23 protein-coding genes are annotated in these 26,073 nt (G+C 67.6%); 8 read left to right on the top strand and 15 right to left on the bottom strand.

Going from position 1 to position 26,073, the window contains the following annotated elements; genetic code table 11:
* The first annotated feature begins 87 nt into the window (after positions 1-87).
* Positions 88-1,158 carry a PAS domain-containing protein gene (locus HMPREF3115_RS15000; protein WP_070554952.1) on the top strand — a complete coding sequence of 357 codons (1,071 nt, stop codon included), beginning with the start codon at positions 88-90 and terminating at the stop codon, positions 1,156-1,158.
* A gap of 41 nt (positions 1,159-1,199) precedes the next feature.
* On the opposite strand, the gene HMPREF3115_RS14995 is transcribed toward HMPREF3115_RS15000, so the two are convergent.
* From HMPREF3115_RS14995 to HMPREF3115_RS14990, 3 genes are read right to left on the bottom strand one after another with little or no spacing between them, the layout of a single operon-like run.
* Complete coding sequence (locus HMPREF3115_RS14995) at positions 1,200-2,279, bottom strand: tartrate dehydrogenase (RefSeq protein WP_070554951.1); 1,080 nt, start codon at positions 2,277-2,279, stop codon at positions 1,200-1,202.
* Positions 2,276-2,650 carry a hypothetical protein gene (locus tag HMPREF3115_RS30910; RefSeq protein ID WP_125902319.1) on the bottom strand — a complete coding sequence of 125 codons (375 nt, stop codon included), beginning with the start codon at positions 2,648-2,650 and terminating at the stop codon, positions 2,276-2,278. Before HMPREF3115_RS30910 ends, HMPREF3115_RS14995 begins: the two co-directional genes overlap by 4 nt.
* Positions 2,651-2,691: 41 nt before the next feature.
* The gene (locus HMPREF3115_RS14990; protein WP_006410165.1) at positions 2,692-3,093 is read right to left on the bottom strand and encodes a hypothetical protein; all 402 of its coding nucleotides are present in this window, start codon (positions 3,091-3,093) and stop codon (positions 2,692-2,694) included.
* Positions 3,094-3,336: 243 nt separating this feature from the next.
* On the opposite strand from HMPREF3115_RS14990, the gene HMPREF3115_RS31630 reads away from it, so the two are divergent.
* From HMPREF3115_RS31630 to HMPREF3115_RS14970, 5 genes are all read left to right on the top strand, one after another.
* Positions 3,337-3,513, top strand: a complete 177-nt coding sequence (locus HMPREF3115_RS31630; RefSeq protein ID WP_006410157.1) for a hypothetical protein — start codon at positions 3,337-3,339, stop codon at positions 3,511-3,513.
* Positions 3,514-3,646: 133 nt separating this feature from the next.
* Entirely contained in the window at positions 3,647-4,549 is a 903-nt protein-coding gene (locus HMPREF3115_RS14985; RefSeq protein ID WP_006410195.1) for a LysR family transcriptional regulator, read from the top strand.
* Between the two features lie 137 nt (positions 4,550-4,686).
* A complete protein-coding gene (locus tag HMPREF3115_RS14980; protein ID WP_006405373.1) occupies positions 4,687-6,162 on the top strand; it encodes an N-acyl-D-amino-acid deacylase family protein in 1,476 nt (491 codons plus the stop codon).
* Positions 6,163-6,164: 2 nt separating this feature from the next.
* A complete protein-coding gene (locus HMPREF3115_RS14975; protein WP_070554949.1) occupies positions 6,165-7,496 on the top strand; it encodes an MFS transporter in 1,332 nt (443 codons plus the stop codon).
* Between the two features lie 2 nt (positions 7,497-7,498).
* A complete protein-coding gene (locus tag HMPREF3115_RS14970) occupies positions 7,499-8,848 on the top strand; it encodes an amidase family protein (RefSeq protein WP_070554947.1) in 1,350 nt (449 codons plus the stop codon).
* 33 nt (positions 8,849-8,881) lie between these two features.
* On the opposite strand, the gene HMPREF3115_RS14965 is transcribed toward HMPREF3115_RS14970, so the two are convergent.
* Positions 8,882-9,721: an IclR family transcriptional regulator gene (locus tag HMPREF3115_RS14965; RefSeq protein ID WP_070554945.1), complete on the bottom strand. Its 840-nt coding sequence runs from the start codon at positions 9,719-9,721 to the stop codon at positions 8,882-8,884.
* Positions 9,722-9,735: 14 nt separating this feature from the next.
* On the bottom strand, positions 9,736-11,082 hold the full coding sequence (locus HMPREF3115_RS14960; protein ID WP_227747508.1) for an MFS transporter: 1,347 nt from the start codon (positions 11,080-11,082) through the stop codon (positions 9,736-9,738).
* A 238-nt stretch (positions 11,083-11,320) separates the two neighbouring features.
* Between HMPREF3115_RS14960 and HMPREF3115_RS14955 the strand changes: the two genes are divergently transcribed.
* Positions 11,321-12,409, top strand: a complete 1,089-nt coding sequence (locus HMPREF3115_RS14955) for a porin (protein ID WP_070554943.1) — start codon at positions 11,321-11,323, stop codon at positions 12,407-12,409.
* Between the two features lie 118 nt (positions 12,410-12,527).
* Here the strand turns inward: HMPREF3115_RS14955 and HMPREF3115_RS14950 are convergent, their stop codons facing one another.
* The 7 genes from HMPREF3115_RS14950 to HMPREF3115_RS14920 all read right to left on the bottom strand — a co-directional run bounded on the left by HMPREF3115_RS14950 (position 12,528) and on the right by HMPREF3115_RS14920 (position 21,163).
* On the bottom strand, positions 12,528-13,745 hold the full coding sequence (locus HMPREF3115_RS14950) for a porin (RefSeq protein WP_070554941.1): 1,218 nt from the start codon (positions 13,743-13,745) through the stop codon (positions 12,528-12,530).
* A gap of 73 nt (positions 13,746-13,818) precedes the next feature.
* A complete protein-coding gene (locus HMPREF3115_RS14945; protein ID WP_070554939.1) occupies positions 13,819-15,639 on the bottom strand; it encodes a tannase/feruloyl esterase family alpha/beta hydrolase in 1,821 nt (606 codons plus the stop codon).
* 232 nt (positions 15,640-15,871) lie between these two features.
* Entirely contained in the window at positions 15,872-16,579 is a 708-nt protein-coding gene (locus tag HMPREF3115_RS14940; RefSeq protein ID WP_070554937.1) for a substrate-binding domain-containing protein, read from the bottom strand.
* Between the two features lie 13 nt (positions 16,580-16,592).
* Positions 16,593-17,276: a 4-carboxy-4-hydroxy-2-oxoadipate aldolase/oxaloacetate decarboxylase gene (locus HMPREF3115_RS14935; protein ID WP_070554935.1), complete on the bottom strand. Its 684-nt coding sequence runs from the start codon at positions 17,274-17,276 to the stop codon at positions 16,593-16,595.
* Between the two features lie 2 nt (positions 17,277-17,278).
* A complete protein-coding gene (locus HMPREF3115_RS14930) occupies positions 17,279-18,304 on the bottom strand; it encodes an amidohydrolase family protein (RefSeq protein ID WP_070554933.1) in 1,026 nt (341 codons plus the stop codon).
* 86 nt (positions 18,305-18,390) lie between these two features.
* Positions 18,391-19,740 carry an MFS transporter gene (locus HMPREF3115_RS14925; RefSeq protein ID WP_070554931.1) on the bottom strand — a complete coding sequence of 450 codons (1,350 nt, stop codon included), beginning with the start codon at positions 19,738-19,740 and terminating at the stop codon, positions 18,391-18,393.
* 118 nt (positions 19,741-19,858) lie between these two features.
* A complete protein-coding gene (locus tag HMPREF3115_RS14920; RefSeq protein WP_006405384.1) occupies positions 19,859-21,163 on the bottom strand; it encodes a gallate dioxygenase in 1,305 nt (434 codons plus the stop codon).
* Positions 21,164-21,712: 549 nt separating this feature from the next.
* On the opposite strand from HMPREF3115_RS14920, the gene HMPREF3115_RS14915 reads away from it, so the two are divergent.
* Entirely contained in the window at positions 21,713-22,972 is a 1,260-nt protein-coding gene (locus HMPREF3115_RS14915) for a LysR family transcriptional regulator (protein WP_006405386.1), read from the top strand.
* A 10-nt stretch (positions 22,973-22,982) separates the two neighbouring features.
* Here HMPREF3115_RS14915 and HMPREF3115_RS14910 read toward each other — a convergent pair whose 3' ends face one another.
* The 3 genes from HMPREF3115_RS14910 to HMPREF3115_RS14900 form a co-directional block, all read right to left on the bottom strand.
* Entirely contained in the window at positions 22,983-24,230 is a 1,248-nt protein-coding gene (locus HMPREF3115_RS14910; RefSeq protein ID WP_069221571.1) for an MFS transporter, read from the bottom strand.
* A 202-nt stretch (positions 24,231-24,432) separates the two neighbouring features.
* On the bottom strand, positions 24,433-24,762 hold the full coding sequence (locus HMPREF3115_RS14905; protein ID WP_006399203.1) for an H-NS histone family protein: 330 nt from the start codon (positions 24,760-24,762) through the stop codon (positions 24,433-24,435).
* 271 nt (positions 24,763-25,033) lie between these two features.
* Positions 25,034-26,026, bottom strand: coding sequence for a dTDP-4-dehydrorhamnose reductase family protein (locus HMPREF3115_RS14900; RefSeq protein ID WP_059936151.1), 993 nt, complete (start codon positions 26,024-26,026; stop codon positions 25,034-25,036).
* Positions 26,027-26,073 lie beyond the last annotated feature (47 nt).

Raw genomic sequence — 26,073 nt, 5'->3', positions numbered from 1 at the left:
CGGCATCGCCCGCGGCCCGCCCCTCGCGCGCCGCGGCCGATGCCGCCTTGTCGCCTGGCCGCGCGCCGCCGTCAGAAAGAGGAATGGATGTCCGAGGATACGTTCGCGTTCCGTCTCAAGGTGCTCCTCGAGCACAAGAAGCTGAGCCTGCAGCAGGTGGCCGACGCGGTCGGCATTTCGCGGCCGGCCGTACACAAGTGGACGCGCGGCGGCGAGATCGACTATTCCAACCTGCGCAAGCTCGCCGCGTTCCTCGACGTCAATTGGGTCTGGCTGCGCTACGGCGACGACGCGGTGAAGGATCTCGGCATCGGCGCACAGCCCGAACTGCCGATGACCGACCTGCGCCGCCGCTATACCGCCGAAATCGTGTCGAGCGAAGCGCGCATGAAGCACGCGCAGGAAGCGGCCGGCATCGTCACCTGGGAATGGAATCTCGTGTCCGACGAGCTGATCTATTCCGACAACTGCGCGAAGCTGTACGGCCGCGAAATCCATAGCAACGAGGAGTTCTGGGACATCCTGCATCCCGACGAGCGCAGCTGGCTCAACAGCCGCGCGCTGCGGGAAGCGATCGACGCGCGCAAGCCGTACGTGTGGGAGTTCCGGATCGTGCTGCCGGACGGCACCGTGCGCTGGATCGAATCGCGCACCGCGACGCTCGTCGACGATGCGGGCCGGCCGACGCGGATGGTCGGCACGACGATCGACATCAGCGCGCGCAAGTCGCTGGAACAGCAGCTGCGTGCGCAGATCGCGCTGCTCGCCGACGCCGAGCGCCTGGCCGGGCGCGGGGCGTGGCAATGGCGGCAGGCGCCGGATGAAGTGATGGTCTCGGACGAATGGTGCCGGCTGTTCGGCGTCGAGCGTGACGATGCGCCGCATCGTCATGCGCAAGTGCAGGCACGCGTGCATCCGGACGATCGCGCCGCGCGCGATGCCGCACTGCAGGAAGCGATGGCGAAGCACGGCGACTATCGCGTGTTGTATCGCGCACTGCTGCCCGACGGCACCGTGCGGCTGATGCTCGAGCAGGGCCACGCGCGGCCCGACGACGAAGGCGACGGCGTGCGGGTGACGGCCATGTGCCGCGCAGCGGAACCCGCCGACGCGATGGCTTTCGCCGCGCAACCGGCCGCGGCGACCACGCCGCACTGACGTCCGGCTGCCCGCGCATCGCGCGTCGCGTACGGCGAGCGTCAGAGTGCGGCCGCGACCGCCTTGCCGAGCGCCGTCGTATCGGCCGTGCCGCCCATGTCGGGCGTGCGCGGCCCGCTCACGAGCACCGTCTCGATCGCGCGCATGATGGCGTCGTGCGCGTCCTTGAAGCGTGCGTCGCCATCGCCGAGGAAATCCAGCATCATCGCGCCGGACCAGATCATCGCGATCGGGTTGGCGATGTTCTTGCCGAAGATGTCCGGTGCCGAGCCGTGCACGGGCTCGAACAGCGACGGGAAGATGCGCTCCGGATTCAGGTTCGCCGATGCGGCAAGACCGATCGTGCCCGTGCACGCAGGACCGAGATCCGACAGGATGTCGCCGAACAGGTTCGAGGCGACGACCACGTCGAAGCGATCCGGCTGCAGCACGAAGCGCGCCGACAGAATGTCGATGTGCTGCTTGTCCCACGCGATGTCCGGATAGCCGGCCGCGATCGCGGCGACGCGCTCGTCCCAGTACGGCATGCTGACCGCGATGCCGTTCGACTTGGTCGCCGCCGTGAGCTTCTTGCGCGCACGCGTATTCGCCAGTTCGAACGCGTACTTGAGGATGCGGTCGACGCCGTGACGCGTGAACACCGACTCCTGCAGCACGAATTCACGATCGGTGCCTTCGAACATCCTGCCACCGACCGACGTGTATTCGCCTTCGGTGTTCTCGCGCACCACATAGAAATCGATGTCGCCGGGCTTGCGATTCGCGAGCGGGCACGGCACGCCGCGCAGCAGGCGCACGGGACGCAGGTTCACGTACTGATCGAATTCGCGGCGGAACTTCAGCAGCGAACCCCACAGCGAAATATGGTCGGGCACCTTCTCGGGCCAGCCGACTGCGCCGAAGTAGATCGCATCGTAGCCGCGCAGCGTTTCGAACCAGTCGTCCGGCATCATCTTGCCGTGCCGCAGGTAGTAGTCGCAGCTTGCCCACTCGAAATGCGTGAACTCGAGGTTCAGGCCGAACTTCGCGCATGCCGCTTGCAACACGCGCACGCCTTCGGGCATCACTTCCTGGCCGATGCCGTCGCCGGCGATCGCGGCGATCTTGAATGTCTGGGTCATTTCCGGTTCTCCCTGTGTGTCGTCGGTACGTCTTGCGTCTGCTTCGATGCGCCGGTGTGCGGCGCTCGGTCGGCGTGCGCGCGACATGCGCGGGTGCACGCAACGCATGGACGACAGGATGCCAGAAAGCGCGGCGCGGATAATCCGCTCAACCGGGGATTCGTCTTGCACGAATCGTGGATAATCGCGGGGCGGCGAGCATCCCGCTCGCAGGAAGCGTTGCCGACCTTGGCGATCCGGTTGAAAACGCGCGCCTCGTCGGGCTCGTCGGGGGTGTCGAGCCGTTGCCGCTTTCCGTTGCGCGTGTCGGCATCGATTTGTCCGATCCACGGTCTGCGCGGGCAATCGATGACTACGCGGTCGATCTTCAAACCGGTCGATCGCCGTCAGTTGCACAACGCAGGCCCGCCCATCATCGCGCCGGCGTGCGCACTTCCCCATCCACCCTCAACGTGCGCGCCCCTCGCGCGACGTCGTATTCGACCGTTTGCGCGGGCGTCACGGCCCCGTACGAAATGCCGTTCACGTACACCGTGCCCTGCTTCAATTCGATCTTGTCCCCGTCGACCGTCGCCGTTCCCCGCTCGCCCTTCAGCACGGCGCCGGCGCATCCCTGCGTCGAAAAGCTGCGAACCGTCGTGTCGGCGATCATCGACGCGCCCTGTCGATCCGGCAACATCGGCTGCATACCCGGCGGCGCAGCGTTCGCCGCACGACATGGCGACGCGTCCCCGCCGCCCGCGCCATACGCAGCGCCGCAGACGATGGCGCATCCGACACACAGCATGGCCGCCGATGACTGCAGTCCGTTCATGCCACCCTCCATTGCGTGCCCATCGATTCTTCGGATCCAAGCGCGATAGATCCTGAGCGCAAGTGTGCCTCGAATCGCGTCGAAGCGCTTTAAGTAGACACACTCACACAACAACGTTGCCAGGACGCACCACCGATTCTCACACCGGTCATTCGACGCTTTTTTCAAGAAAAGGGGCGCAACCGGGCTTGCCGAGTTCGCGGCCATGCTCCCGATCAAAGGCTGCGCTATGGCCGCGCACGAATGACGGACGTCGCCCCCCCTGCCCGGCTCGGCGTGAATGACGCATGGCGCGGCACCGACATCGGACGGCAACTGACGACGCACACGATGCGCTTCATCGACGCCATGCATCGTCGCAAACGTGATTTTGGAATGCGAATCGATGGACTGAGCTCATGGTCGCGCGAGCTCGCTTGATGGTTGTGGAGGTTTCTCGCATCGCTGCCGGCACGGCGCTGCACGGCCCCGCGAATATTTTTCGGTGACAATGGTCGGCGTATCAAAATCCGTCGTCCAATGACGACCCGTTTGGAATTGATGCGGAAGCGCCATGAAAGTAGAAAACTCGGAACTCGAAGCGTTTGTCGCCGTCGCGGAACTGGGGACGTTCCATCGTGCGGCGGAGAAGCTGCACCTCACGCAGCCGGGGCTTTCCCGTCGCATCCAGAAACTGGAGCAGGCGCTCGGCGTCGAGTTGTTCCAGCGCACGACGCGCAGCGTGACGCTCACCGGCGTGGGCCGCCAGTTCCTGCCGATGGCGCGCGAGCAGATCGCGCAGCTCGGGATGATGCTGTCGTCGATCCAGGAAATCGCGGAGAAGCGCTACGGCAAGGTGCGCGTCTCGAGTATTCCGACCGTCGTTGCGCAACTGCTGCCGAAGGTGCTGCTTCAGTATGCAGAGAAATATCCGCTGATCGGCGTGCAGATCCTCGACGGCAATCACGACTTCGTGCTGTCGCAGGTGCGCGCGGGCATCGCGGAGTTTGGTGTGAGCCTGCATCCCGGCGACGACGAGGACCTGCTGTTCGAGCCGCTGTTTCCCGATCGCTACGTGCTGGCCGTGCATCGCGACGACCCGCTCGCACAGCTCGAGGGCGTGACGCTCGCCGAGCTGCGCCACGCGCGCCTCGTAATCGGCGGGCGCGACAGCGGCAACCGGCTGCTGCTCGAAATGCTGATGGGTCAGGAAGCCGTGCGCCTGCGCTGGTTCTACGAAGTCGAGCACATCTCGTGCGTCGCGGCACTCGTCGCGGCCGGTGTGGGCTGCGCGATCCTGCCGCGCAGCGCGGTCGACGGCATCGGCATGCTCGCGTCGCCCGACGTGCGTGCGGTGCCGATCACGAGCCCCGTCATCTCGCGCACGGTCGGCATCGTCCGGCATCGCGCGGTGTCGATGTCGAGCATGGCGAGCGACCTGTGCGCGCTGGTCAAGGCCGCCGCCGCGCGGGAATAAGTTGCGCATGCCGGTTTGATAGCGTTCGCGCATGAATCGCGAGCAGACTCGCATTGGACGGCCGGAAATTGGCCGCGGACGATAAGTGGCAGACAGTACCGGCCCACCCCACGGCCCGGCTGCAGCAAGGAGCCACCATGCATTTCGACGTCATCCTGCGCCACGGCGAACTGATCGACGGCACCGGCGCCGCCCGCTTCAGCGCCGACATCGGCGTGAGCGGCGCGCACATCGCCGCGATCGGAGACCTGTCGCACGCGTCGGCCGATCAGGTCATCGACGTCTCGGGCCGCATCGTCGCGCCCGGTTTCATCGACAGCCACACGCACGACGACGCGTTCGTGCTGACCGATCCCGATGTCGAGCCGAAGGTCGCGCAAGGCGTGACGACCGTCGTCGCCGGCAACTGCGGGATCAGCCTCGCGCCGCTGCTGGCCGAGCACGAGGTGCCGCAGCCGCTCGACCTGCTCGGCGCATGGCAGCGGTTCCGCTTTCCGAGCTTCGCCGCCTATCTCGACGCGCTCGACGCGACGCCCGCCGCGGTCAACACGGCCGCGCTGGTCGGCCACTCGACCTTGCGCGTGCGTCACGTCGCCGATCTGCAGCGCGAAGCCAATACGGCGGAGATCGCCGCGATGCGCGCCGACGTGCGCGAGGCAATGGCCGCAGGCGCGTTCGGCGTGTCGTCGGGCACGTTCTACCCGCCCGCCGCCGCCGCGACGCAGGCCGAGCTGATCGACGTGTGCGCGCCGCTGCGCGACACCGGCGGCGTATTCGCGACGCACCTGCGCGACGAGACCGCGCAGATCCTCGCGTCGCTCGATGAGGCGTTCGCGATCGGCCGCGCGCTCGGCGTGCGCGTCGTGCTGTCGCACCATAAGGTCGCCGGCAAGGAAAACCATGGGCGCTCGGTCGAGACGCTCGCGCGCATCGACGCGCAACGCGCGCTGCAGCCGCTATGCCTCGACTGCCATCCGTACACGGCCACGTCGACGATGCTGCGTGCGGATCGCATCCGCCAATCGTCGCGCGTGATGCTCGCATGGTCGAAGCCGCATCCGGAACTGGCCGGCCGCGATTTCCATGAACTGCTGCCGCTGTTCGGCGATTCGGTCGACGCGGCGATCGACGCGCTGCGCCCGGCCGGCGCGATCTACTTCGTGATGGACGAAGGCGACGTCGAACGCATCTTCCGGCACGACCTGACGATGGTCGGCTCGGACGGCCTGCCGAACGACACGCGCCCGCACCCGCGCCTGTGGGGCACCTTCCCGCGCGTGCTCGGCGAATTCTCGCGGCGGCGCGGACTCTTTCCGCTGGAGACGGCGGTGCACAAGATGACGGGGCTCACGGCCACGCAGTTCGGTCTTGCCGGGCGCGGCGAGCTGAAGGTCGGTCATTGCGCCGACCTCGTCGTGTTCGATCCCGAACGCGTGCTGGATCGCGCGACCTTCGAGCATCCGACGCTGCGCCCCGAAGGCATCGACCATGTTTTCGTCAACGGCCGCGCGGTGCTCGCGCATGGGCAGCACACCGGCGCACGCCCGGGCCGCGCGCTGCGCCGTCAGGCCGCCACGCCGATTCGCCACAACGACCGCCTCGCGGGGAACTGATCATGGCAAGCACCAACGACACGGCACGGATGCACGACATGCCATCCGAACGCGATGCCGGCACCGCCGCCGATATCGACGCCCTTTACGGCAAGCTCACGCGACGCATCATTCCGCTGATTCTCGTGTGCTACTTCTTCGGCTATCTCGATCGCGTCAACGTCGGCTTCGCGAAGCTGCAGATGGCGGCCGACCTGCACCTGTCCGAAGCCGCATACGGCGTCGGCGCCGGGCTGTTCTTCGTCGGCTATCTGCTGCTGCAGGTGCCGGCCGGCTGGCTCGTGCAGCGCATCGGCGTGAAGAAATGCATCGCCGGTTCGATGCTCGCGTGGGGCGCCGTGTCGATCGGCACGCTCGCGACGACCGGCCAGACCAGCTTCTACGTGCTGCGCTTCCTGCTCGGCGTGACCGAAGCGAGCTTCTTCCCGGCGGTGATCGCCTATTTCAGCGTGTGGTTTCCGTCGCGACGCCTGTCGCGCGTGATGGCGCTGCTGTTTCTCGCGATGCCGCTCGGCGTCGTGATCGGCGGCCCGCTGTCGGGCTGGATCATGGACGCGACGCACGGCGGCTTCGGGCTGCGCGGCTGGCAATGGATGTTCCTGCTCGAAGGCCTGCCGGCCGTGCTGCTCGGCCTCTATCTGCTCGCGTCGGTCACCGAGCGCATCGATGACGCGCGCTGGCTGACCGACGCCGAAAAGCGGATGATCCACGCGGAGATGGCGCAGGAAACCGAAGGCAAGCGCGCCCACCTCGGCGCCGCGCTGCGCGAGCCGACGCTGTGGCTACTGTTCGCGACGTCGTTCCTCTACAACATCGGCAACTACGGGCTGATTTTCTGGATGCCGACGATGATCAAGGCGCTCGGCTCGCTCAGCAACTTCGCGGTCGGCGTCGTCAGCGCGGTCCCGTATCTCGTCGCCTCGGTCGCGATGGTGCTCAACGCACAGCACTCGGTGCGCACCGGCGAGCGTCGCTGGCACACCGCCGCGCCTGTCATCGTCGGCGGCGTCGCGCTGCTCGCGAGCGTCGGCATGCGTGCGCACCCGCTGCTCGCGGTCGTGTGCCTGACCGTCGGCGTGGCCGGCATCATGAGCACGCTCGCGATGTTCTGGAGCCTGCCGTCGCGCATTCTCGCCGGCGAGGCCGCCGCGGGCGGCGCGGGGCTCGTCAACATCGGCGCGGCCGTGGCAGGCTTCGTCGGGCCGTCGATCATGGGCTATCTGAAGGCGATGACGGGCAGCACCGAGATCGGTGTCGCGCTGCTCGCGCTCACGCTGTTCGGTGCGGCTGCGCTGATCCTGTCGATCCCGCGCCGCTTCATCGGCCGCGCCTGATCATGCCGACCGATACGATCGACATGCGCGACGCACTCGGCATCGCGTGGGCGGTTCGGACGGGCCGGCTGAGTGCCGTCCAGGTCGCCCGGCAGGCGCTCGACGACATCGGCACGCGCCATGCGCAGTTCAACGCGATCAGCATGTGCTTCGATACCCGTGCGCTCGAGGCGGCGGCGCGCGTCGACGCGTGCGTGCGCGCGGGCCGCGACGCCGGGCCGCTCGCCGGTGTGCCGTTCGTCGTGAAGAGCAATTTCGACGTCGCCGGCTATGCGACCGTCGCAGGTTCGCCGACCCGGCTTCGCGCGCCTGCGGCGCGCTGCGACGCGTCCATGGTCGATCGCCTCGTGCAGGCCGGCGCGGTGCCGGTCGCCGCAACGCATATGGACGAATTCGCGTGCGGCGCGACCGGCGTCAATCCGCATTTCGGTGCGGTGCGCCTGCCGGCCGACGCTTCACGCATGACCGGCGGCTCGTCGAGCGGATCGGCGGCCGCAGTGGCTGCCGGCCACGTGCCGCTCGCGCTCGGCAGCGACACGAACGGCTCGATTCGCGCACCCGCTGCACTGTGCGGCGTATGGGCGATCAAGCCGACGCACGGGCGGCTGTCGATGGACGGTTGCGTGCCGTATGCGTCTTCGCTCGACGCGGCCGGCGGGTTCGCGGCGAACCTCGACGATCTTTGCGCGCTTTACGACGCGTTGTCCTGTACGAGCCGCGACGACGCACCGATCGGCCACGCGCCGCTGCGCGTCGGCGTGCTCACCGGGGAATTCGAACGCCGGGCGGATGCGCAGGTGCGCCGTGCGGTCGAGCGAGCGACCGCGTGCTTCGCGCAACACGACCATGTGCAGGCCGTGCCGATCGATGAATCGGTGCTCGAGCCGATCCGCGCGAGTGCGCGCCTCGTGTCGAACTTCGAGGTCGCGCGCCGTCATCGCGCGCTGCTCGATGCCGACGCGTCGCGCGTGTCCGCGCATCTGCGCGAGCGTATTCGCACCGGGCTCGCCATCGACGATGCCCCGTACACCGACGCGCTCGCCCATCGCGCCGAGTGGCAGGCACGCCTGGCTGCACTGTTCGAACGCTTCGACATCCTGATCGCGCCGGCAACGCCGTATGTCGCGCCGCGCTTCTCCGATGCAACGGTCGACGTCAACGGCGAGGCGCTCGATCCGAAGACGACGCTCGGCATGTTCACGCAACCGATCTCGTTTGCCGGGCTGCCCGTGGTCAGCGCGCCGTGCCACGCGAAGGGCGAGCTGCCGGCGGGCGTGCAGTTGATCGGCCGGCCCGGCGACGAGCGGCGATGCCTGGCCGCCGCGCGGCGGCTCGTCAGTCCGAACCGGTGAGGTGCGGCGGTTTCCTGCCGCGCGTGTTACACGTCAGTCGCGCGTGCCCGCCGGCTCCGGCGCGCGGTAGTTCAACCGCTCGGACAGTTCGCCGGCGGCCTTCAGCACCTTGCCGACGAGCCCTTGGTCGAGCATCGACTTCTCGAGGAAAGGCCGCGCGACCGTCAGCGTGACCGCGGCGACGATCAAACCGCTGCCGTCGCGCACGGGCGCGCTGATCACCGAAATGCCGGGCTCGAACGACGACTCGCTCAGCGCATAGCCTTCCGCCGCATATTTCTGCGCACGCGCATGGACTTCGGCGGCCGTGCGCGGCGTATGCGGCGTGTAGGTCGGCAGCATCGGTTCGGGAAACAGCGCTTCGAGCTCCGCCAGATCGAGATCGCCGAGCAGCACGTGGCCGTGTACCGACGCATGCGCGGGAATCCGCGTGCCGATATTGACCTTGATCGCGCTCATCACGGAATCGTGCGTCCACGCCTTGGCGACGAACACGACGTCGCGTCCGTCGCGCACGACCAGATGACTCGCGAAACCGGTCTCGTCGCGCAGCCGCTCGATCACCGGCGTGCCGATATCGGTCAGCGCGAGCGAACTCAGATAGTCGAAGCCGAGCTTCATCACGCGCGCGCCGAGCCGGTAGTCGCGGTCGCGATTCGCACGTTCGAGGTAGCCGAGCGTATGCAGCGTCTGCACGAGACGCAGCGCGGTCGTACGCGGCAGGCCGAGGCGCTGCGCGATCACGTTGGGCGTCAGCACCGGCTCGCGAGCATTGAACAGTTCGAGCACCCTGAGGCCGCGCTCCAGCGCGGGTACCAGGTAAGTCTCGTCGTCGGCAGGCGTGCCGGTCGTATCGGGTGTATCCGGATTCATCGTGGGCTGGCGTGTCAGTCTTGCACGGTCGACTTCAGCGGCTCGGGCGAGCGGCCGCCGCGTTCGGGCGGATCGAGGTCGATGCGTTTGACCTCGCCGAGCAGGAACGTGTAGCACAGCGCGCCGATCACCGCGAACACGCTGATCAGCCCGAGCGCCCATCCGAACGAACCCGTCTCGCGGACGATGAAGCCGATGGCGATCGGCGTAACGATACCAGACAGGTTGCCGACGAAGTTGACCGCGCCGCCCGTGATGCCGAGCATGCTGCGCGGCGCGATGTCGCCGATCAGCGACCACGATGCGGACGCGACGCCCTGCGCGAAAAACGCGAACGACATGATCGCGATCACGATCCAGTTCGTGTCGGTCAGCACCGTCAGCGTCATCGTCGGCACCAGCAGCAGGCCCGTGATGATCGGCGTCTTGCGCGCGGTACCGACGCTCGCGCCGCGTCGCAGCAGCCAGTCCGATAGCGCACCGCCGGCGAGTACGCCGATCGACGCGGCCACGAACGGCACCGAGGCGACGCCGCCTGCCTTGAGCACCGTCATGTGCCGCTCGCTGATCAGGTAGCTCGGGAACCAGGTGAGGAAAAAGTACAGCGACGACAGCGAGGCGAACTTGCCCGCACAGATCGCGACGATCTGCCGGTTGCTGAACACGATCGCGAGCTTGCGCCATGGAAACGGTTCGCCGCGCGCGGGCTTGCCGGTCTCGACGACGGCGCCGCCGCGCCGGATGTGCTCGAGTTCGGCCTGGTTCACCCATCGGCATTGCTCGGGATCGCGGTACAGCAGATACCAGATGCCGGCCCACACGATGCCGACGAGGCCCGTCGCGAAGAAGATCGCGCGCCAGCCGAACGTGCCGGCGATCCAGAACAGCACCGGCGTCAGCGCCGCCATGCCGATGTACTGGCCGACCAGATAGACGCTCGTCGCGCTGCCGCGTTCGCGCTGCGCAAACCAGATCGACACCACGCGGTTGTTGATCGGGAAGGTCGGCGCCTCGGCGACGCCGACGCCGAGCCGCAGCCCGAACAGCGTCGCGAAGCGGCCGGCGAAGCCCTGCAGGAACGTGAAGCTCGACCAGATCAGCAGCGCCAGCGCATACATCGCGCGCGAGCCGAAGCGATCGACGACCCAGCCGCCCGGCAGGTTCGCCAGCACGTAGGTCCACGAATACGCGGAGAACAGCACGCCGATCGCCACCGGGTCGAGCCCGAACTCGTGCTTGAGCAGCGGCGCGGCGACCGACAGGTTCGCGCGGTCGACATAGTTGACGACGGTGCCGACGAACACGAGAAACAGCATCAGGAAGCGGACGCGCGTGGGTTTCCGGGCAGCGGTATCGGGCATTCGGTCGTCTCTCGTCGGTGTCGTCGGTTTGGCTCTTGAATGTCCATATATGGACATTTCGACCATCGGAGCCGCGATCATCGCGTGGTCAAAAATGCCGGTCAAGCAGCGCTTGATTATTTTTCCGCTTGCACGGCGTCGAGCGGCAGTCCTATGATTTTTCCACGTAATAACGAAACGACCACCTATGGTCAATTAGACACAGATCTGCCCTCACTCCACTTCCGAAATCCGACACATGAAAATCCTGCCTCGCACGCTTCTGATCGCCGGCTGCGGCGTCTCGCTGGTTTCGCTCGCCCATGGGCAAAGCAGCGCGTTGACGTTGTGGGGGCAGGTCGATTCCGGCATCACGTACATCAGCAACAAGCGCGGCGGTTCGTCGTGGGGCACCGCCTCGGGCATCGGTTCGCCGACGCGCTGGGGGTTGCGCGGCAACGAGGATCTCGGCGGCGGCTATCGCGCCGTGTTCGCGCTCGAGAGCGGCTTCAACGTCAACACGGGCGCGCTGATCAAGACCAATACGCTGTTCGACCGGCAGGCCTACGTCGGCCTCGACGGGCCGCTCGGCACACTGACGCTCGGCCGCCAGTCCGATCTGATGGACGACGTCGCGATCCGCTATTCGAATGCGTTCTGGAACCGCAGCCTGTACTCGTTCCATGCGGGCAATCTGGACAGCCTGACCAACGGCTACCAGATCGAGAACGCCGTCAAGTACCGCAGCCCCGACTGGTACGGCGTGCGGGTCGGCGCGCTATACGGCTTTGCGGGCTCGGATGCGAGCGGGCACAGCGCGGGCGCGTACGCGACGTACGATCGCGGACCGCTGTCGGCCGGCGTCACCTACATGACGAGCAAGCGCCGCGTGCTCGATCTCTACAACTACTTCGGCTGGACACGCTTTCTCGGGCAGACGCTGTCGGCGCAGCAGACGTTCCAGTCCAACGCGGTCGACAATCTCGGCATCGGACTCACATACCGGGTCGTGCAGCCGTGGACGATCAACTTGCTGTACACGCGTACCGACATCAAGGGTGCGCGGGCGGCCACGCACATGCAGAACATCGATGCGGGCACGCTCTACCAGTTCACGGCGGCGGAAGCCGTCACGCTCGACTACACGTATTCGCGCATGGAAGGCATGCACTGGAACACGTTGGAAGCCGGCAACCTGTATTCGCTGTCGAAACGCACGCAGCTGCAGGCGACGCTGACGTGGCAGCTCGCGTCGGGCAACGGCGCGACGGCCGCGACCTATCCGAACGGGCCGTCGTCGGGCAGGTCGCAGTTGCTCGCGCATGTTGGGATCACGCATTCGTTCTGAACGCGCGTTCCATACCGGGCGATCGGCCGAATGCGCGCAGCAGTCGCACGACCATGAAAAACGGGCCTGTCGGCCCGTTCACGCCCCTCCATGAAATCGGCGTTGCTTCTCGTTCGTCTCAGAACCGGTGAATGATCCCGGCACCGAACGCGAACTGATTGCCGGTCGACGACGGCGCCGTGTTCAGCCCGTCGCCGAGCGTCGCGGTCGCATTGACGATATTGCCGGCGCCGTTCGTACCGAGCGTCTTGCCCTTCGCATGCTGATACGCTTCGAGCAGATACAGCCCGGTGCGCTTCGACAGCGAGTAGTACTGCGACAGGTTGAACTGATGATATTGCGCGCTATCGGTGATGCCGTTCGATTCCGTCGCGCGCGTATACGCATAGCCCGCACCGAAATCCCACACCGCCGACGGCTTCCAGTGCAGCACCGCGCCCGCCGTATTGAAGATCGCCGTATTGAAGAACTTCGATGCGGCACCGGGAATGTACTGCGTGTTCGTGTACGTCGCCGTTGCATCCCACGCGTCGCTGAACCGGTAGCTGAGGCCGACCGCGAAGCGCTGCTGCGCCTTCGCCGTCTGATAGCCGTTCGTGACCGCCGACACGCCGATCTGCGAGCCGCCGTTCGACGTCGTCGAATTCGCGCCCCACGCGCCGCCCGCGGTATTCGAGTTGTTGACGCGCTCGAACGCGACGCCGACGCCGAGCGGACCGGCCGCATACTGAATGCCGGTTGCCCACGTCGAGCCGGCGTTCGTGCTGCCCGCGACGCCGCCGAGCGAGTACGAGCCGCTCAGCGTCAGGCCGTACCATTTCGGCGACGTGTATTCGATCGTGTTGTTCGCACGGTAGATGGTGTCGAGCCCGTCGACGTCGCCCGGGTGCGCGCCGTAGTAGCCCGTGATCCACGTGATCGGGCTGAACGGCGCCATCGTCTGGTAGTACGACGCGTACTGCCGCCCGGCGGTCAGCGTGCCGTACGTCGCGTTGGTGAGCCCGACCCACGCCTGCCGGCCGAACATCGCGTCGGTGTACTGCGCGGCGCCGGTGCCCGAATTGAATCCGGATTCGAGCGTGAAGATCGCCCTCGTGCCGCCGCCGAGATCCTCCGAGCCCTTCAGGCCGAACCGGCTGCCGGCCCACACGCCCTGATTCATCTTGACGAGCGACTTGCCGCCGGACGTCGAGCCGACCGTCGTCGCGCTGCTCTGGTAGCCGATGCCGTTGTCGACGATCCCGTACAGCGTGACGCTGCTTTGCGCGAATGCCGGGGCAGCGACCGCGAACGCGACGCCGGACGTCAGCGCCGTCCGCCATGCCTGCTTCTTCATCGATATGTCTCCTTCGTTGGTTTTGTCTGACAGGATTGAATTGGCGAGCGGCGCATCGACGCCGCTCGTTCGATCACGGGCGGTACGCACGCCAGCCGTTGCCGCCCGTGCACGCGAGTAGCGAACCGTTCACGCGGCACGTCGCTTCGTAGCCCGGCGAGTACAGCCATTCGCCGGCCCAGTGCAGGTCGACGAACGGATCGGCCTTCGGCGTGTCGGCGACGAAGTTTGCCGCGTCGTCGGTGCTGCCGCTGCCCGTGTAGCGCGCGGTGGCCGGATACGGAAACACCGGCCGCGTGCGCGTCGTGTTGCCGCTCGCGTCGACGATCGACGCGACGATCCGGCCCGGCGTCGTGCCCGTCTCGGTCCACGCCATCAGCGGCGTCAGCACGTCGAACACGTTCGGCCCCTGGCCGCCGCCGCAATGCGCGACGCCCGGGAACAGGTAGAAGCGCGCGAAGCGGTCGACGTTCGCGTCGCCCATGTAGCGCTTCATCGCTTCGTAATATTCGATGCTCGAGCGCGGCGAGATATGCTGGTCCTCGAGGCCGTGCCAGAGCAGCAGCTTGCCGTTGCGGCCGGCGAAGCGGCTCAGGTCGGGATCGGTCGCGGCCAGATAGTTCGACACGGGGACCACCGTCTTCAGGAAGCCCGCGAGCGTGAACTTCAGATCGCCGATCGTCGCGGACGGATACGACGCGTTGTAATAGTCGAGGTAGCGCAGGAACGGCAGCACGAAGCCGATCGTGCCGCTCTGCGCGGTGGCCGTCGCCGGCACGAACAGCGTCCAGTTCAGCTCCGAGCCCCACTCGCGCGATACGAACGGTTCGAGCCGCAGCCCGTCGGCCGTCGTCGCGCCGTCGTGAAGCCGGCGTACGACGGCCGCCTCCTGCGGCGTCAGGCAGGTCGCATCCGCCTGGCCGGTCGCGCACACCAGCGTCGCGGGATCGAAGCGGCACGCGCGCGGATTGTCGATCACGCCGTCGACCACACCATCCAGCGCATCGCATGCTTTCAGCACGGCGGCATGCAGCATCGGCAGCTTGCCGGCGAGCAGGATCGCGTTGCCGGTCTTCGGATCGGTGTTCACGGCGGCGGGCCACGCGTGATGAAACGTGTTCTGCACGATCAGGTCGTTCGCGGGCGCGCCGGCGGCGATCCCGTCGAAATCGTCGGGATAGCGCTGCGCTTCCATCAACGCCTCGCGGCCGCCGTCCGAACAGCCGTCGAAGTACGCATAGCGTGCGGGCCGCGCATAGAAGCGCTGGATGATCGCCTTCGCGACCTGCGCGGTCGCATGCTCGGCGCGATACGCGAAGTCGAGCTTCGCGCGCGGGTCCAGCGCCCAGGCACCGTCGTTGCCGCCTTCGTGCCCCATGTCGGTTGCGGCCATCGCAATCGTACCGTTCGTCACCGGCACGCAGGTCGATGCCATCGGTGCGTTGACCGACAGATCGCCGCACAGGCCGCCGCATCCGGTCTGCAGATAGCGCTGCGTCCAGCCCTGCGTCGGCAGCTGGAGCTCGAACAGCGATGCGCCGGGGCCGATCGTCCCCTTCACGTCGCACATCGGCGCGGCCAGCGTGTTGTTGCCGACGACCGTGCCCGCGGGCAGCACGGTCGCGGACGCGATCGTGACAGGGCCGTCGGTCACGCCGCTCAGGTCGAGCGACGCGATCGCCTGACACGACATCGCCGGCATCACGGCCGGCAGATTCGCGAGACCGCCGCTGCTCGCTGCACTTGCCGCGCTCGCCGCCAGCGGCCAGCCGATCATCACCGCGCAGAGCCATCCGATCGCGATCGCCAGCCGCCGCAGCAGCCGCTCCGTTCCGCTGCCCGTCTCGCGTCCACCCGTGCGCCGCGCGCACGCTGCGTTGCCGTTCGTCTCCATGTCCGTCTCCTGTCGTTTTGATTGGCGAGCCATACGCGCGTGTCGCGCGACGGCCGTTCGTGAAAGCGTCGACACGCGGTTGAACGCCGTGCATCGACAGGCGCGACGTTCCGTGGTCAGCATAACCAGCGACGTCGTATCGCTGCGTTGCGAACCGCGGGCCGTGCCATCCGATCTGTTTATCGCTCGGATGCAGCCGACGCGCGCCGCCATCCGGTCGCGTATTACGACGTCACGCCGGCTCCATCCCGCACGCGCGCTTTGCCGCATCGTTGTGCGGCGAAGCCAGATAGGCGAGAAACTGCGCGGCCGAAGCCGGTTCGCGCGCCGCCGTGCAGACGGCCGCCGCGAACACCGTGATCGACTGAATCGTGTCGGGAAGCAGGCCCGCGACGTCGATACCGTCGACGTTCGTCAGCTCGCTCAATTGCTGAAAGCCGAGCTCGACGTCGCCGGATGCGATCAGCGAGCCAACCGGTACGCCGGGCGGCGCCTGCACGATGCGCGACGCGAGCGCATCGGCGATGCCCCAGCGCGCGAACAAGCGGTTCAGATGCACGCCGCTCGGCCCGGTGGAGTAGCCGATCCGGCGTGCGCGCAGCACCGCGTCGCGCACTGCGGCTTCGGTGCCGAGATCGGGGCGCGGCGTGCCGGCCGGCACTGCCGCCGCGATGGCCGAGCGCGCGACGTCGACGCGGCCTTCCCTATCGACCCGGCCCTCGGCCGCGAGCCGCTCGATCGCGTCGGCTGCGAGCACGACGAAGTCGAACGGCTCGCCGGCCTGCACGCGACGCGCGGCATCGACACCGCCGATCGACGTGACGTCGACGCGGCCGCCCGTGTCGTGCGCATAGCACTCGACGAGCCGGGCGAGCAGCGATCGCGTCGCCATCGACGAGATGCCGGCGATCGCGGCCGGCGTGCGGGGCGCGTGTGCCATCGTCGCCTCCGCGTCAGTCGATATAGCGCAGGCCGGCCTGCCGCAGCGGCTCGCGCATGTCGTACATGTCGAGGCCGAGCACGCCGGACGCGAGCGTCTCGCGCTTTTTCGCCTCGTTCGCTTCGCGCGCAAGCGCCTTGTCGAGCACGTCGGCCGCCTGCGCGGCCGGCACCGCGACGACGCCGTCGTCGTCGGCGACGATCACGTCGCCCGGATGCACGAGCGCGCCCGCGCAGACGACCGGCACGTTCACCGAGCCGAGCGTCGCCTTGATCGTGCCTTTCGCGGAGATGGCCTTGCTCCATACCGGAAACTGCATCGCCTCGAGCACCGCGACGTCGCGCACGCCCGCGTCGATGATCAGCGCATGCGCGCCGCGCGCCTTGAAGCTCGTCGCGAGCAGATCGCCGAAATAGCCGTCCGTGCAGTCCGCGGTGATCGCCGCGACGACGACGTCGCCCGGCCGGATCTGTTCGGCCGCGACATGCATCATCCAGTTGTCGCCCGGATGCAGCAGCACGGTTACGGCCGTGCCCGCCGCATGCGCGCGCGGATAGATCGGACGCATGTACGGCTTCATCAGCCCCGTGCGCCCCATCGCCTCGTGCACCGTCGCGGCACCGAGTTCGCCGAGCCGTGCGGCGATCTGCGCGTCCGCGCGATGGATCGTGCGGTAAACCACGCCGAGTTCGTTCATCTTCACTTCCCCTTCGCTTTCAGTTGCGCATCCAGGCGCGGATACACGCGGCGCGCATTGCCCTCGTAGATCTTGTAGCGCGCCTGCGCGTCGAGTGCCGACGCTTCGATATAGCGCTTCGTATCGTCGTAGTAGTGCCCGCTCTCCGGATCGATGCCGCGAACGGCGCCGATCATCTCGCTCGCGAACAGGAGGTTGTCGACCGGAATCACGCCGGTCAGCAGATCGATGCCCGGCTGGTGGTAGACGCACGTATCGAAGAACACGTTGTTCAGCAGATGCTCGGTCAGCAGCGGCTTCTTCAGTTCCTGTGCGAGGCCGCGAAAGCGCCCCCAGTGATACGGCACCGCACCGCCGCCGTGCGGAATCACGAAGCGCAGCGTCGGAAAGTCCTTGAACAGATCGGACGTCAGGCACTGCATGAACGCGGTCGTGTCCGCGTTCAGGTAATGCGCGCCGGTCGTGTGAAAGCACGCGTTGCAGCTCGTGCTCACGTGGATCATCGCGGGGATGTCGTACTCGACCATCTTCTCGTACAGCGGATACCAGTAGCGGTCCGACAGCGGCGGGCTCGTCCAGTGGCCGCCGGACGGATCGGGATTCAGGTTGACCGCGACGTTGCCGTACGCCTCGACGCACCGGACGAGCTCCGGAATGCAGGTCGCGACGTCGACGCCGGGGCTTTGCGGCAGCATCGCCGCCGGCACGAAGCGGTCGGGGTACAGCCGGTGCACGCGGTAGCACAGCTCGTTGCAGACGGCGGCCCACGTGCTCGACACGTCGAAGTCGCCGATGTGGTGCGCCATGAAGCTCGCGCGCGGACTGAAGATCGTCAGGTCGAGGCCGCGCTCGCGCATCAGCCGCAGCTGGTTCGGCTCGAGCGACTCGCGCAGTTCGTCGTCGCTGATGTTCAGTTCCGCGACCTTCGGCCGCTCGGACGGGCTGTGAATCGCCGCGATCTGGCGATTGCGCCAGGTCTCGAGCGCCTTCGGCGCGGTCGTGTAGTGGCCGTGAATATCGATGATCATTGACACTCCTGTTGCATGACGGGCTGGCCGGATGCCGCGTGTCGGCGCCGTCCCGCGACGCGGGACGCGCGATCGCACGGACGCGGTCAGTGCGCCGGTTTTTCCATTTCCCTCGGTTCGCGTGCGGCCGCGCGCTGTGTCGTGACGATCGCGATCGCCGCGAGCGTGGCGGGCACCGCGAGCATCGACAGGATCGCGTCGAACTTCCAGCCGAGGCCGAGCAGCGCGCCGCCGATCGCCGAACCGAAAATGCTGCCGAAGCGGCCCATGCCGAGCATCCAGCTCACGCCGGTCGCGCGCGCGACGGTCGGGTAGCGGCCCGGCGCATACGCGTTCAGCCCCGTCTGCGCGCCGCTCATGCAGAAGCCGGCCGCGAACACGAGCAGCGCGAGCGACGACGACAGCGCGCCGGCCCACGCGAGCACGGCCACGCACAGCGCGCCGCCGAGATACGCTGCGCCGATCACGGGTGCCGGCCGCACCTTGTCCATCAGCCAGCCGACGCCGATCGCGCCGATCGTCCCGCCGATCTGGAACATCGCCGTCACGTTCGCGGCCGTGCTGACCGACAGGCCCGCATCCTTGATCAGCGTCGGCAGCCAGCCGGTCAGCAGATAGATCACGAGCAGTCCCATGAAGTACGTGATCCACAGCGATACCGTGACGACGCCATAGCCTTGCGAGAACAGCACGCCGATCGGCTTGCGCGTCGGCAGCGGCGGCTCGTTCGAGACGAACGTCTCGTTGCCGTCGAAGCGTGCGCCGCACACGCGGTTCAGCAACGCGCCGATGCGCTGAGACGGCGCACCGCGCACGGCCAGCAGCCGCGCCGATTCGGGCAGCAGCCACAGTTGCAGCGGAATCAGCAGCAGCGGCAGCGCGCCGCCGAACAGCAGCACCGCGCGCCAGCCGTGCACCGGAATCAGCCAGCCGGCGACGAAGCCGATCAGCGCCGAGCCGAGATTGAAGCCCGTGAACATGATCGTGATCATCAGCGACCGCATCCGCTGCGGCGCATACTCCGACAGCAGCGTCGTCGTGTTCGGCATCGCGGCGCCGAGCCCGATGCCGGTCAGCAGCCGCAGCACGGCCATCTGAACCGGCGAGCCCGCATAGGCGGTCGCGATCGTGAAAAGGCCGAACAGAAACACCGACGCGATCAGCACGCGCTTGCGCCCGAACCGGTCCGCGCTCGGGCCGGCGACGAGCGCACCGATCACGAGGCCGATCGGCGCCGCGCTCATCACGAGCCCGAATTCGGGCCGCGAGATCGCCCAGTCGCGAATCACCGACGGCGCGACGAACCCCATGATCGCGACATCCATCCCGTCCGCAATCACGACGAGGCAGCACAGCGCGACCAGCAGCCACTGGTAGCGCGACACCGGCCGGTCGTCGATGAACGACTTGATGTCGATTGTCTTTCCACTTGCCATCCTGTTTCTCCTGTCTCCTTGGTGGCGAGCCGCGCTTCGCTTCGCCATCCTATTTATCTGAGCCGGTCTCCTGCGGAGGCCGGCGACGCACGCGGCAACGTTGCCGCGTGCGCATTCGCTAGCTTTCGTTGCCCTCCGTGCCGGCGTCCCAGCCGAGCGGCCCGGCGCTCTTGCCGGCGACCGAATACAGCGCGCCGGGCGCATTGCGCGTGCGCTGAAAATCTTCCAGCGATTCGCCACGCATCGCCGCATAGATGTGCAGGTTCGACACGCCCGTCACCGCGCCGAGTTTTTCCAGCAGGAAGAAGATCACGCCGTAGCGCAGCAGGGCGGCCCAGTCGCGCCGGCGGATCAGGTCGCGCTCTTCGTCGCTGAGGCCCGCCGCCGCAAAGCTCGCTTCGGGGTCGGCGAGGAACTGCGCGCGATGGGCAGGCTCGATCATCCGGTGCAGATAGTCGTTGATCCGGTACGCACGCACCGCGCGCGCGATCGTGAACGGATACGTGCCGGGCAGGCGCTCGACGCCGTCGAGCTCGGCCGCGATGCGCCGACGGTGCCGTTCGACGGCGGCCGTGTCGACGTCCGGGTCCGCACTTTCATAGATGGCGGTCGCGATGCCCGTCATCGACGGCAGGTAGTAGCTGCGATGCCGGCACACGACGCCGGCCGGCAGCGCGCCGCGCATCGTAAGCCACATCACGACCTCGGCGCCTTCGAAGCCGCCGAGCGTCGCGTATTCGGCCAGCGTCATGCCGGCGAGACGTTCGGGATCGCGCTCGAACAGATCGAGAAAGCGCCGGTCCCATTCCGGATCGTTGAAGCCCGCGCGTTCGCCGTGCACCTGGTGCGACAGTCCGCCGGTCGCGACGATCGCGACGCGCAGGTCTTCCGGATAGCTTTCGATTGCGCGGCGCAGCGCCTGCCCGAGCCGGTAGAAGCGGCGCGCGGACGGCACGGGCAGCTGCAGCACGCCCATCTGCAGCGGCACGAGGCGCACCGGCCAGTCCGGGCGATGCGGACACAGCACCGACAACGGCGAGAAACAGCCATGATCGAGCGGCTTGTTCTGGAAGAACGACATGTCGAACTCGTCGGCCATCAGCGACTGGCCGATATGCGCGGCGAACGCCGGATCGCCGGCGATCGGCGGCAGGTCGCGCGCACCGCCGCCTTCGTCGGCCGGATGCCATTGCGGCCCGACGCCGAGCGCGAATGCCGAGTAGTGATCGAAGAAGAACGACGTCACATGGTCGTTGTAGATGAACAGCAGCACGTCCGGGCGCTGCGCGTCGAGCCATGCGGCGAGCGGCGCGAAGTTCTCGAAGATCGGCGCCCAGACCGGATCGTCGCGCTTGTTCTTGTCGAACGCGAACCCGATCGTGGGCGTGTGGGAGGCCGCGATGCCCCCGATAATCCGTGCCATGGCCTGTGTGCTCCTTCGCGATGTTCGAATGCGGATCGTCGACTCGACGGGCCGGCAGAGTGGGATGCGCGTGTGCGGTGTGCGCGTCGCCACCGTCGCGGCGGACGGTGCGCGGCGCGCGTGTCGCCGCTCGCCGTTGCCGCCCGATGTCCCGTTTCGATCGGACGAACAACGGATCAGATGGCCCGCCCGGTCGCCGGCAACGGCGCTCACGCTGCTGACCAGGCCGAAATTACCCATTGCGCATCGTCGCCACCCAGTCGGGGTAAACCCTTGGTTTTGAGCGGAAAGTCGCGCGCAGTACACGTTCGGCGAGCGGGCCGCAGGCGTGCCGCACATGCCGCAGGCCCGCGGGACAGGGCTTCCGCCCGCGGCCGTCGCGCGCCGCCCGGCACGCGTGCCGCCGTCGCCCGATTCATTTCCGATAAATAAAACAGATAGGTCGATAAGCAGGACGCAAGTTCGGGCGCCGCCGTTCCGGTAAAGTCGATCGTCATTGGCGCGCGGCCGCGACGACGCGCGTCCGTCCTCCATCGAACTTCCGCGACCATGGATTCCAACGATCTGCCGAACCTTGCGTGTCTGTATGCCGTCCAGCGCGTTGCCGAAACGGGCAGCGTCAGCCGCGCGGCCGCCGCGCTGTTTCGTGCGCAATCGGCCGTCACGCGTGCCGTGCAGGAAGTGGAAGCGGCGCTCGGCGAACCGCTGTTCGATCGCAAGCCGTCCGGCATGCTCGCGACGCCGGTCGGACGCGCGGTGCTGAAACGCAGCGAGCGCGTCTTCGCCGAGCTCGGCGAACTCGCGAACTGGTGTGCGTTGCGGCAGTCGCGCCGCCGTGCGCCCGGCGAAGGCGGGCTGCCGGCGTATCTGCTGAACACGCGGCGGCTGCAGCTGTTCTCGACGCTCGCGCGACACCGTCACATGCCGAGCGCGGCCCGCGCGCTCGGCGTGACGCAGCCGGCCGTCAGCAGCGCGATCCGGATTCTCGAAAGCGGCGCCGGTTTCGCGCTGTTTCACCGCCATCCGCGCGGCCTGCTGCTGACGGCCGACGGCGAAACGTTTCTGCTGCACGTGCGGCGCGCGCTGAACGAGTTGCGGCATGTCGCCGACGACGTCGCCGCATTGCACGGCAGCATCCAGGGCGTGGTGACCGTCGGCGCGCTGCCGCTCGGCCGCACGCTGATCCTGCCGGAAGCGCTCGCGCGCGTCGTCACGCGTTTCCCGAAAGTGCGCGTGATCACCGACGAAAGCGCGTACGAAGCGCTCGTCGCGGGCGTGCGCGCGGGCGACATCGACTTCATCCTCGGCGCGTTGCGCGCGAACGATGCGGCCGGCGACCTCGAGAACGAACGATTGATGTCGGAGAATCTCGTCGTGCTGGCGCGCCGCGATCATCCGCTCGCGCGCGTGCGCAATCTCGGGCTGCGCAGCCTCGCGGCCGCGCAATGGATCCTGCCGCGCAGCCATGCGCCCGCACGCGGCCTGTTCGATGCGCTGTTCCGGCGCATGAAGCTCAAGCCGCCGATGCCGACCGTCGAAAGCGCCGATCTCGCGGTGATCCGCGGGCTACTGCTGCATAGCGACATGCTGGCGGTGCTGTCCGCGCAGCAATTGCATTACGAATGCGAGTCGGGGTTGCTCGCGGTGCTCGACGTGCCGATGCACGACACGACGCGCGACATCGGGCTGATCACGCGCAGCGGCAGCCCGCCGTCGCCGGCGGCGCGCGCGCTGATCGACGCGATACGCGTCGTCGCGACCGACATTGCGCGCGGGCCGCGCATCGTCGCACGAAAAGCCGCGCATTAGCGCGCGTGCGCTACTCGAGTTCGACGCCCTTCAGTTCGGGAATCAGGAACACCGTCGCGACCATGTCGAGCACGTACAGGCCCGCAAGCAGTGCAATCGCCGTCTGGAACGAGTAGCGCGCGGCGAGCGCGCCGACCGTCATCGGGCCGAAGCCGCCGATCGCGCGGCCGATATTCCACAGCACGTTCTGCGCGGTCGCGCGCGCCGCGGTCGGATAGCCTTCGGACATCAGCGTGCCGTATCCGCCCACCATTCCGTTCACGAACATGCCCATCAACGCGCCGGCCCACAGCATCGCGGTCGGATTCGACAGCTGCGCATAGGCGATGACGGTCGCGACCGAGCCGAGCTGATAGATCAGGAACGTCGGCTTGCGGCCGATGCGGTCCGCGAGCTGTCCGAACACCCAGACGCCGAGCATCATCCCGACGACGGTCGCCGCGGTCCACAGCCCCGACTTCGTCAGCGAGAAGCCCATCTGCTTCGACAGGAACGTCGGCAGCCAGATCATGATGCCGTAGTAGCCGAAGTTCTGAACAGCGCACAAGATCACGATGCCGGCGCTCGTACGCGCGGTGCGGCCGTCGGCGACGAGCATCCGAAACGCATTGGACCTCGGCTGCGCGGCGCGTTGCACGAACACCTCGGGCTCGTGCAGCCGGTTGCGCAGCACCCAGGCGAGCAGCGCGGGCGCCACGCCGACGACGAACATCCCGCGCCAGCCGATATGCGCGAGCAGCCACGGCGTGAGCAGCGCCGCAAGCAGCACGCCGACCTGCCAGCCGAGCGCGACGTAGCACGACACGCGTGCACGCCGGTTCGCCGGCCACGCTTCGGCCGCGAGCGCCATGCCGATGCCGAACTCGCCGCCGAGGCCGATCCCTGCGACGGTCCGGTAGACGAGCAGATCCCAGAAGCCGCGCGCGAACGCGCACAGGCCCGTGAAGATCGCGAACAGCATGATCGTCCACGTGAGCACGCGCACGCGTCCGTAGCGATCGCTCAGTGCGCCGAACAGAATGCCGCCCGCGACCGCGCCGATCAGCGTCCATGTAACGAGCGCGCCGCCCTCGCCGGGCGTCAGCCGCAGCGCCGCCGTGATCGCGGGCAGCATGAAGCCGAGAATCAGCAGATCGAAGCCGTCCATCGCATAGCCGATCGCCGAGCCGGCGAGCGCCTTCCACGCGTAGGGACCGACCTGCTGCACAGGCGGCGTCGACGAATCGCCGAGCGCCGAAGAAGGGATGTCTGCTGCCATCGTGTTCTGCCGAAAAATGTTCGCGACATTCTAGGCGAATCGGCGGACGCAGAAAAAAGGAAAGCCGGCCGTCGAACGATCGACGACCGGCTGAACGGGATGCCGCGGTGAAACCGCAGAAGAACGGCGACGCCACATATCGCCGGAAAAACCTGCTCGCGCAACGCGAGCGGCGCCGGCCTGCCGTCCGGCGCGACCTGCATCAACCCTGATCGTCGCCGGGCCACCACGTCTTCGCTTCGCGATCGACGAGCAGCGAATCGAGATCCTTGCCTTCGAGCCATTTCGGCTTCGGGCCGCGGCCGGACCACGAGCGGCCGGTCGTCGGATCGTAGTACTTGGCCGGCGCCTTGCGCTTGCGCTGGACGATATAACCGAGCGCGCTCAGCACTTCCTGTTGCGTGATGCCGTACAGCTCGACTTGCTGCTTGAATGCCGCGAGTGCGGCCTGCTTCTCCTTCTGCTTGGCTTCCGACAGCTTGATGTTCAGGTCTCGAAGCTGCGCTTCGAGATCCCGCAGGGCCTGGGTCATTTATTCATCCTCTTTGGGCATGTTTTCTGAAAAACTCCGATGGCCGAACCTAACACGAAGTTCCGCCGATCCGTGTTGCAATGTGTGACGCGGCCGACCGAACGGCGTCCGAACTTCGTCGAACGCCGGCGCGCCGCCCACACCACACCGTCGAACCGCAACACGCGCACGCGCACGACGCACGCGGCCGGCGACGACCTCCTCGCCGCCGGCTCCGCCCCCTGGCACAGGCGGCATGGCGCGAATGATAACAGTGCGCGGCCCGCGCGTTTCAGGACTTGTGAGGCGCAGCCGATGGCGACGGAAGCGGCGGTGCTTCACGCAGCACCTCGCGCAGCGCGGTGTCGAACGGCGTCGCATGACGAATGCCGAGCGCGTGCAACCGCGCCGCGTCGAGATGGCAGTCGTACGGACGCGGCGTCGCATCGGCCGGCGTGTCGATCGGTGCGAGCGATGCGTGCAGGCCCATCGCCTCGGCGATACGCTGCGCGATCTCGTACTTCGTCATCGCTTCGTCGCCGGACCAATGGCGGATGCCGACGACCGACGCACCGGCCAGATGCCGATGCAGGAGATCGCGGATCACGGCCGCGACGTCGGGCGTGTAGGTCGGATAGCGGATCGCCCATGCATCCATCCCGACCGCCTCGGCGCCCGCGCGCGCGGATGCGACGATCGCCGGCACGAGGCTCGTCACCGCCGACTCGCTCCAGTCGGCGATCGGTCCGTACAGCAGCGGCAAGCGCAGCACGCACGACAGCGGCGACGCGGCGAGCAGCGCCGCTTCGCCTTCCAGTTTCGTGCGGCCGTAGACGTTCAGCGGATTCGGCGTCGCGTCCTCGCGATAAGGTGCCGCGCGCCCGTCGAAGACATAGTCGGTCGAGATGCCGAGCGTCCATGCGCCGTAGCGCGCGGCGAGCGCGCCGATGCGGGCCGGCGCGTCGACGTTGATGGCGCGCGCGCCGGCCGGATCTCGCTCGCAGACGTCCGGGCGCCGCTCGGCCGCGCACACCACGACCGCCGCCGGCCGGTACAGGTCGAATGCGCGTTCGAGGGCCGGCCGATCGAGTACGTCGAGCATCGCGATCTTGTCGGGCGGCAGCGCGAGCAGACGTGCGCCGCGTGTATCGCGGTTGCGAATTGTGGCGATCGTCCCGAATGCCGGATCGCGCGACAGCGACGCGACGACCGCGCGGCCCAGCAGGCCGGATGCGCCGATCACGAGAACGGTGGCGGGACGGGACGACGGGGAAGAGGCTGTCATGTGCAGTGCAGGCGCAGGCCGTAGCGGATTCCGGTCGCCCATCTTAG

The organism is Burkholderia sp. HMSC10F09 (assembly GCF_001806955.1).
Classification (GTDB): domain Bacteria; phylum Pseudomonadota; class Gammaproteobacteria; order Burkholderiales; family Burkholderiaceae; genus Burkholderia; species Burkholderia multivorans.
This window is presented reverse-complemented; position numbering and strand designations above follow the sequence as displayed.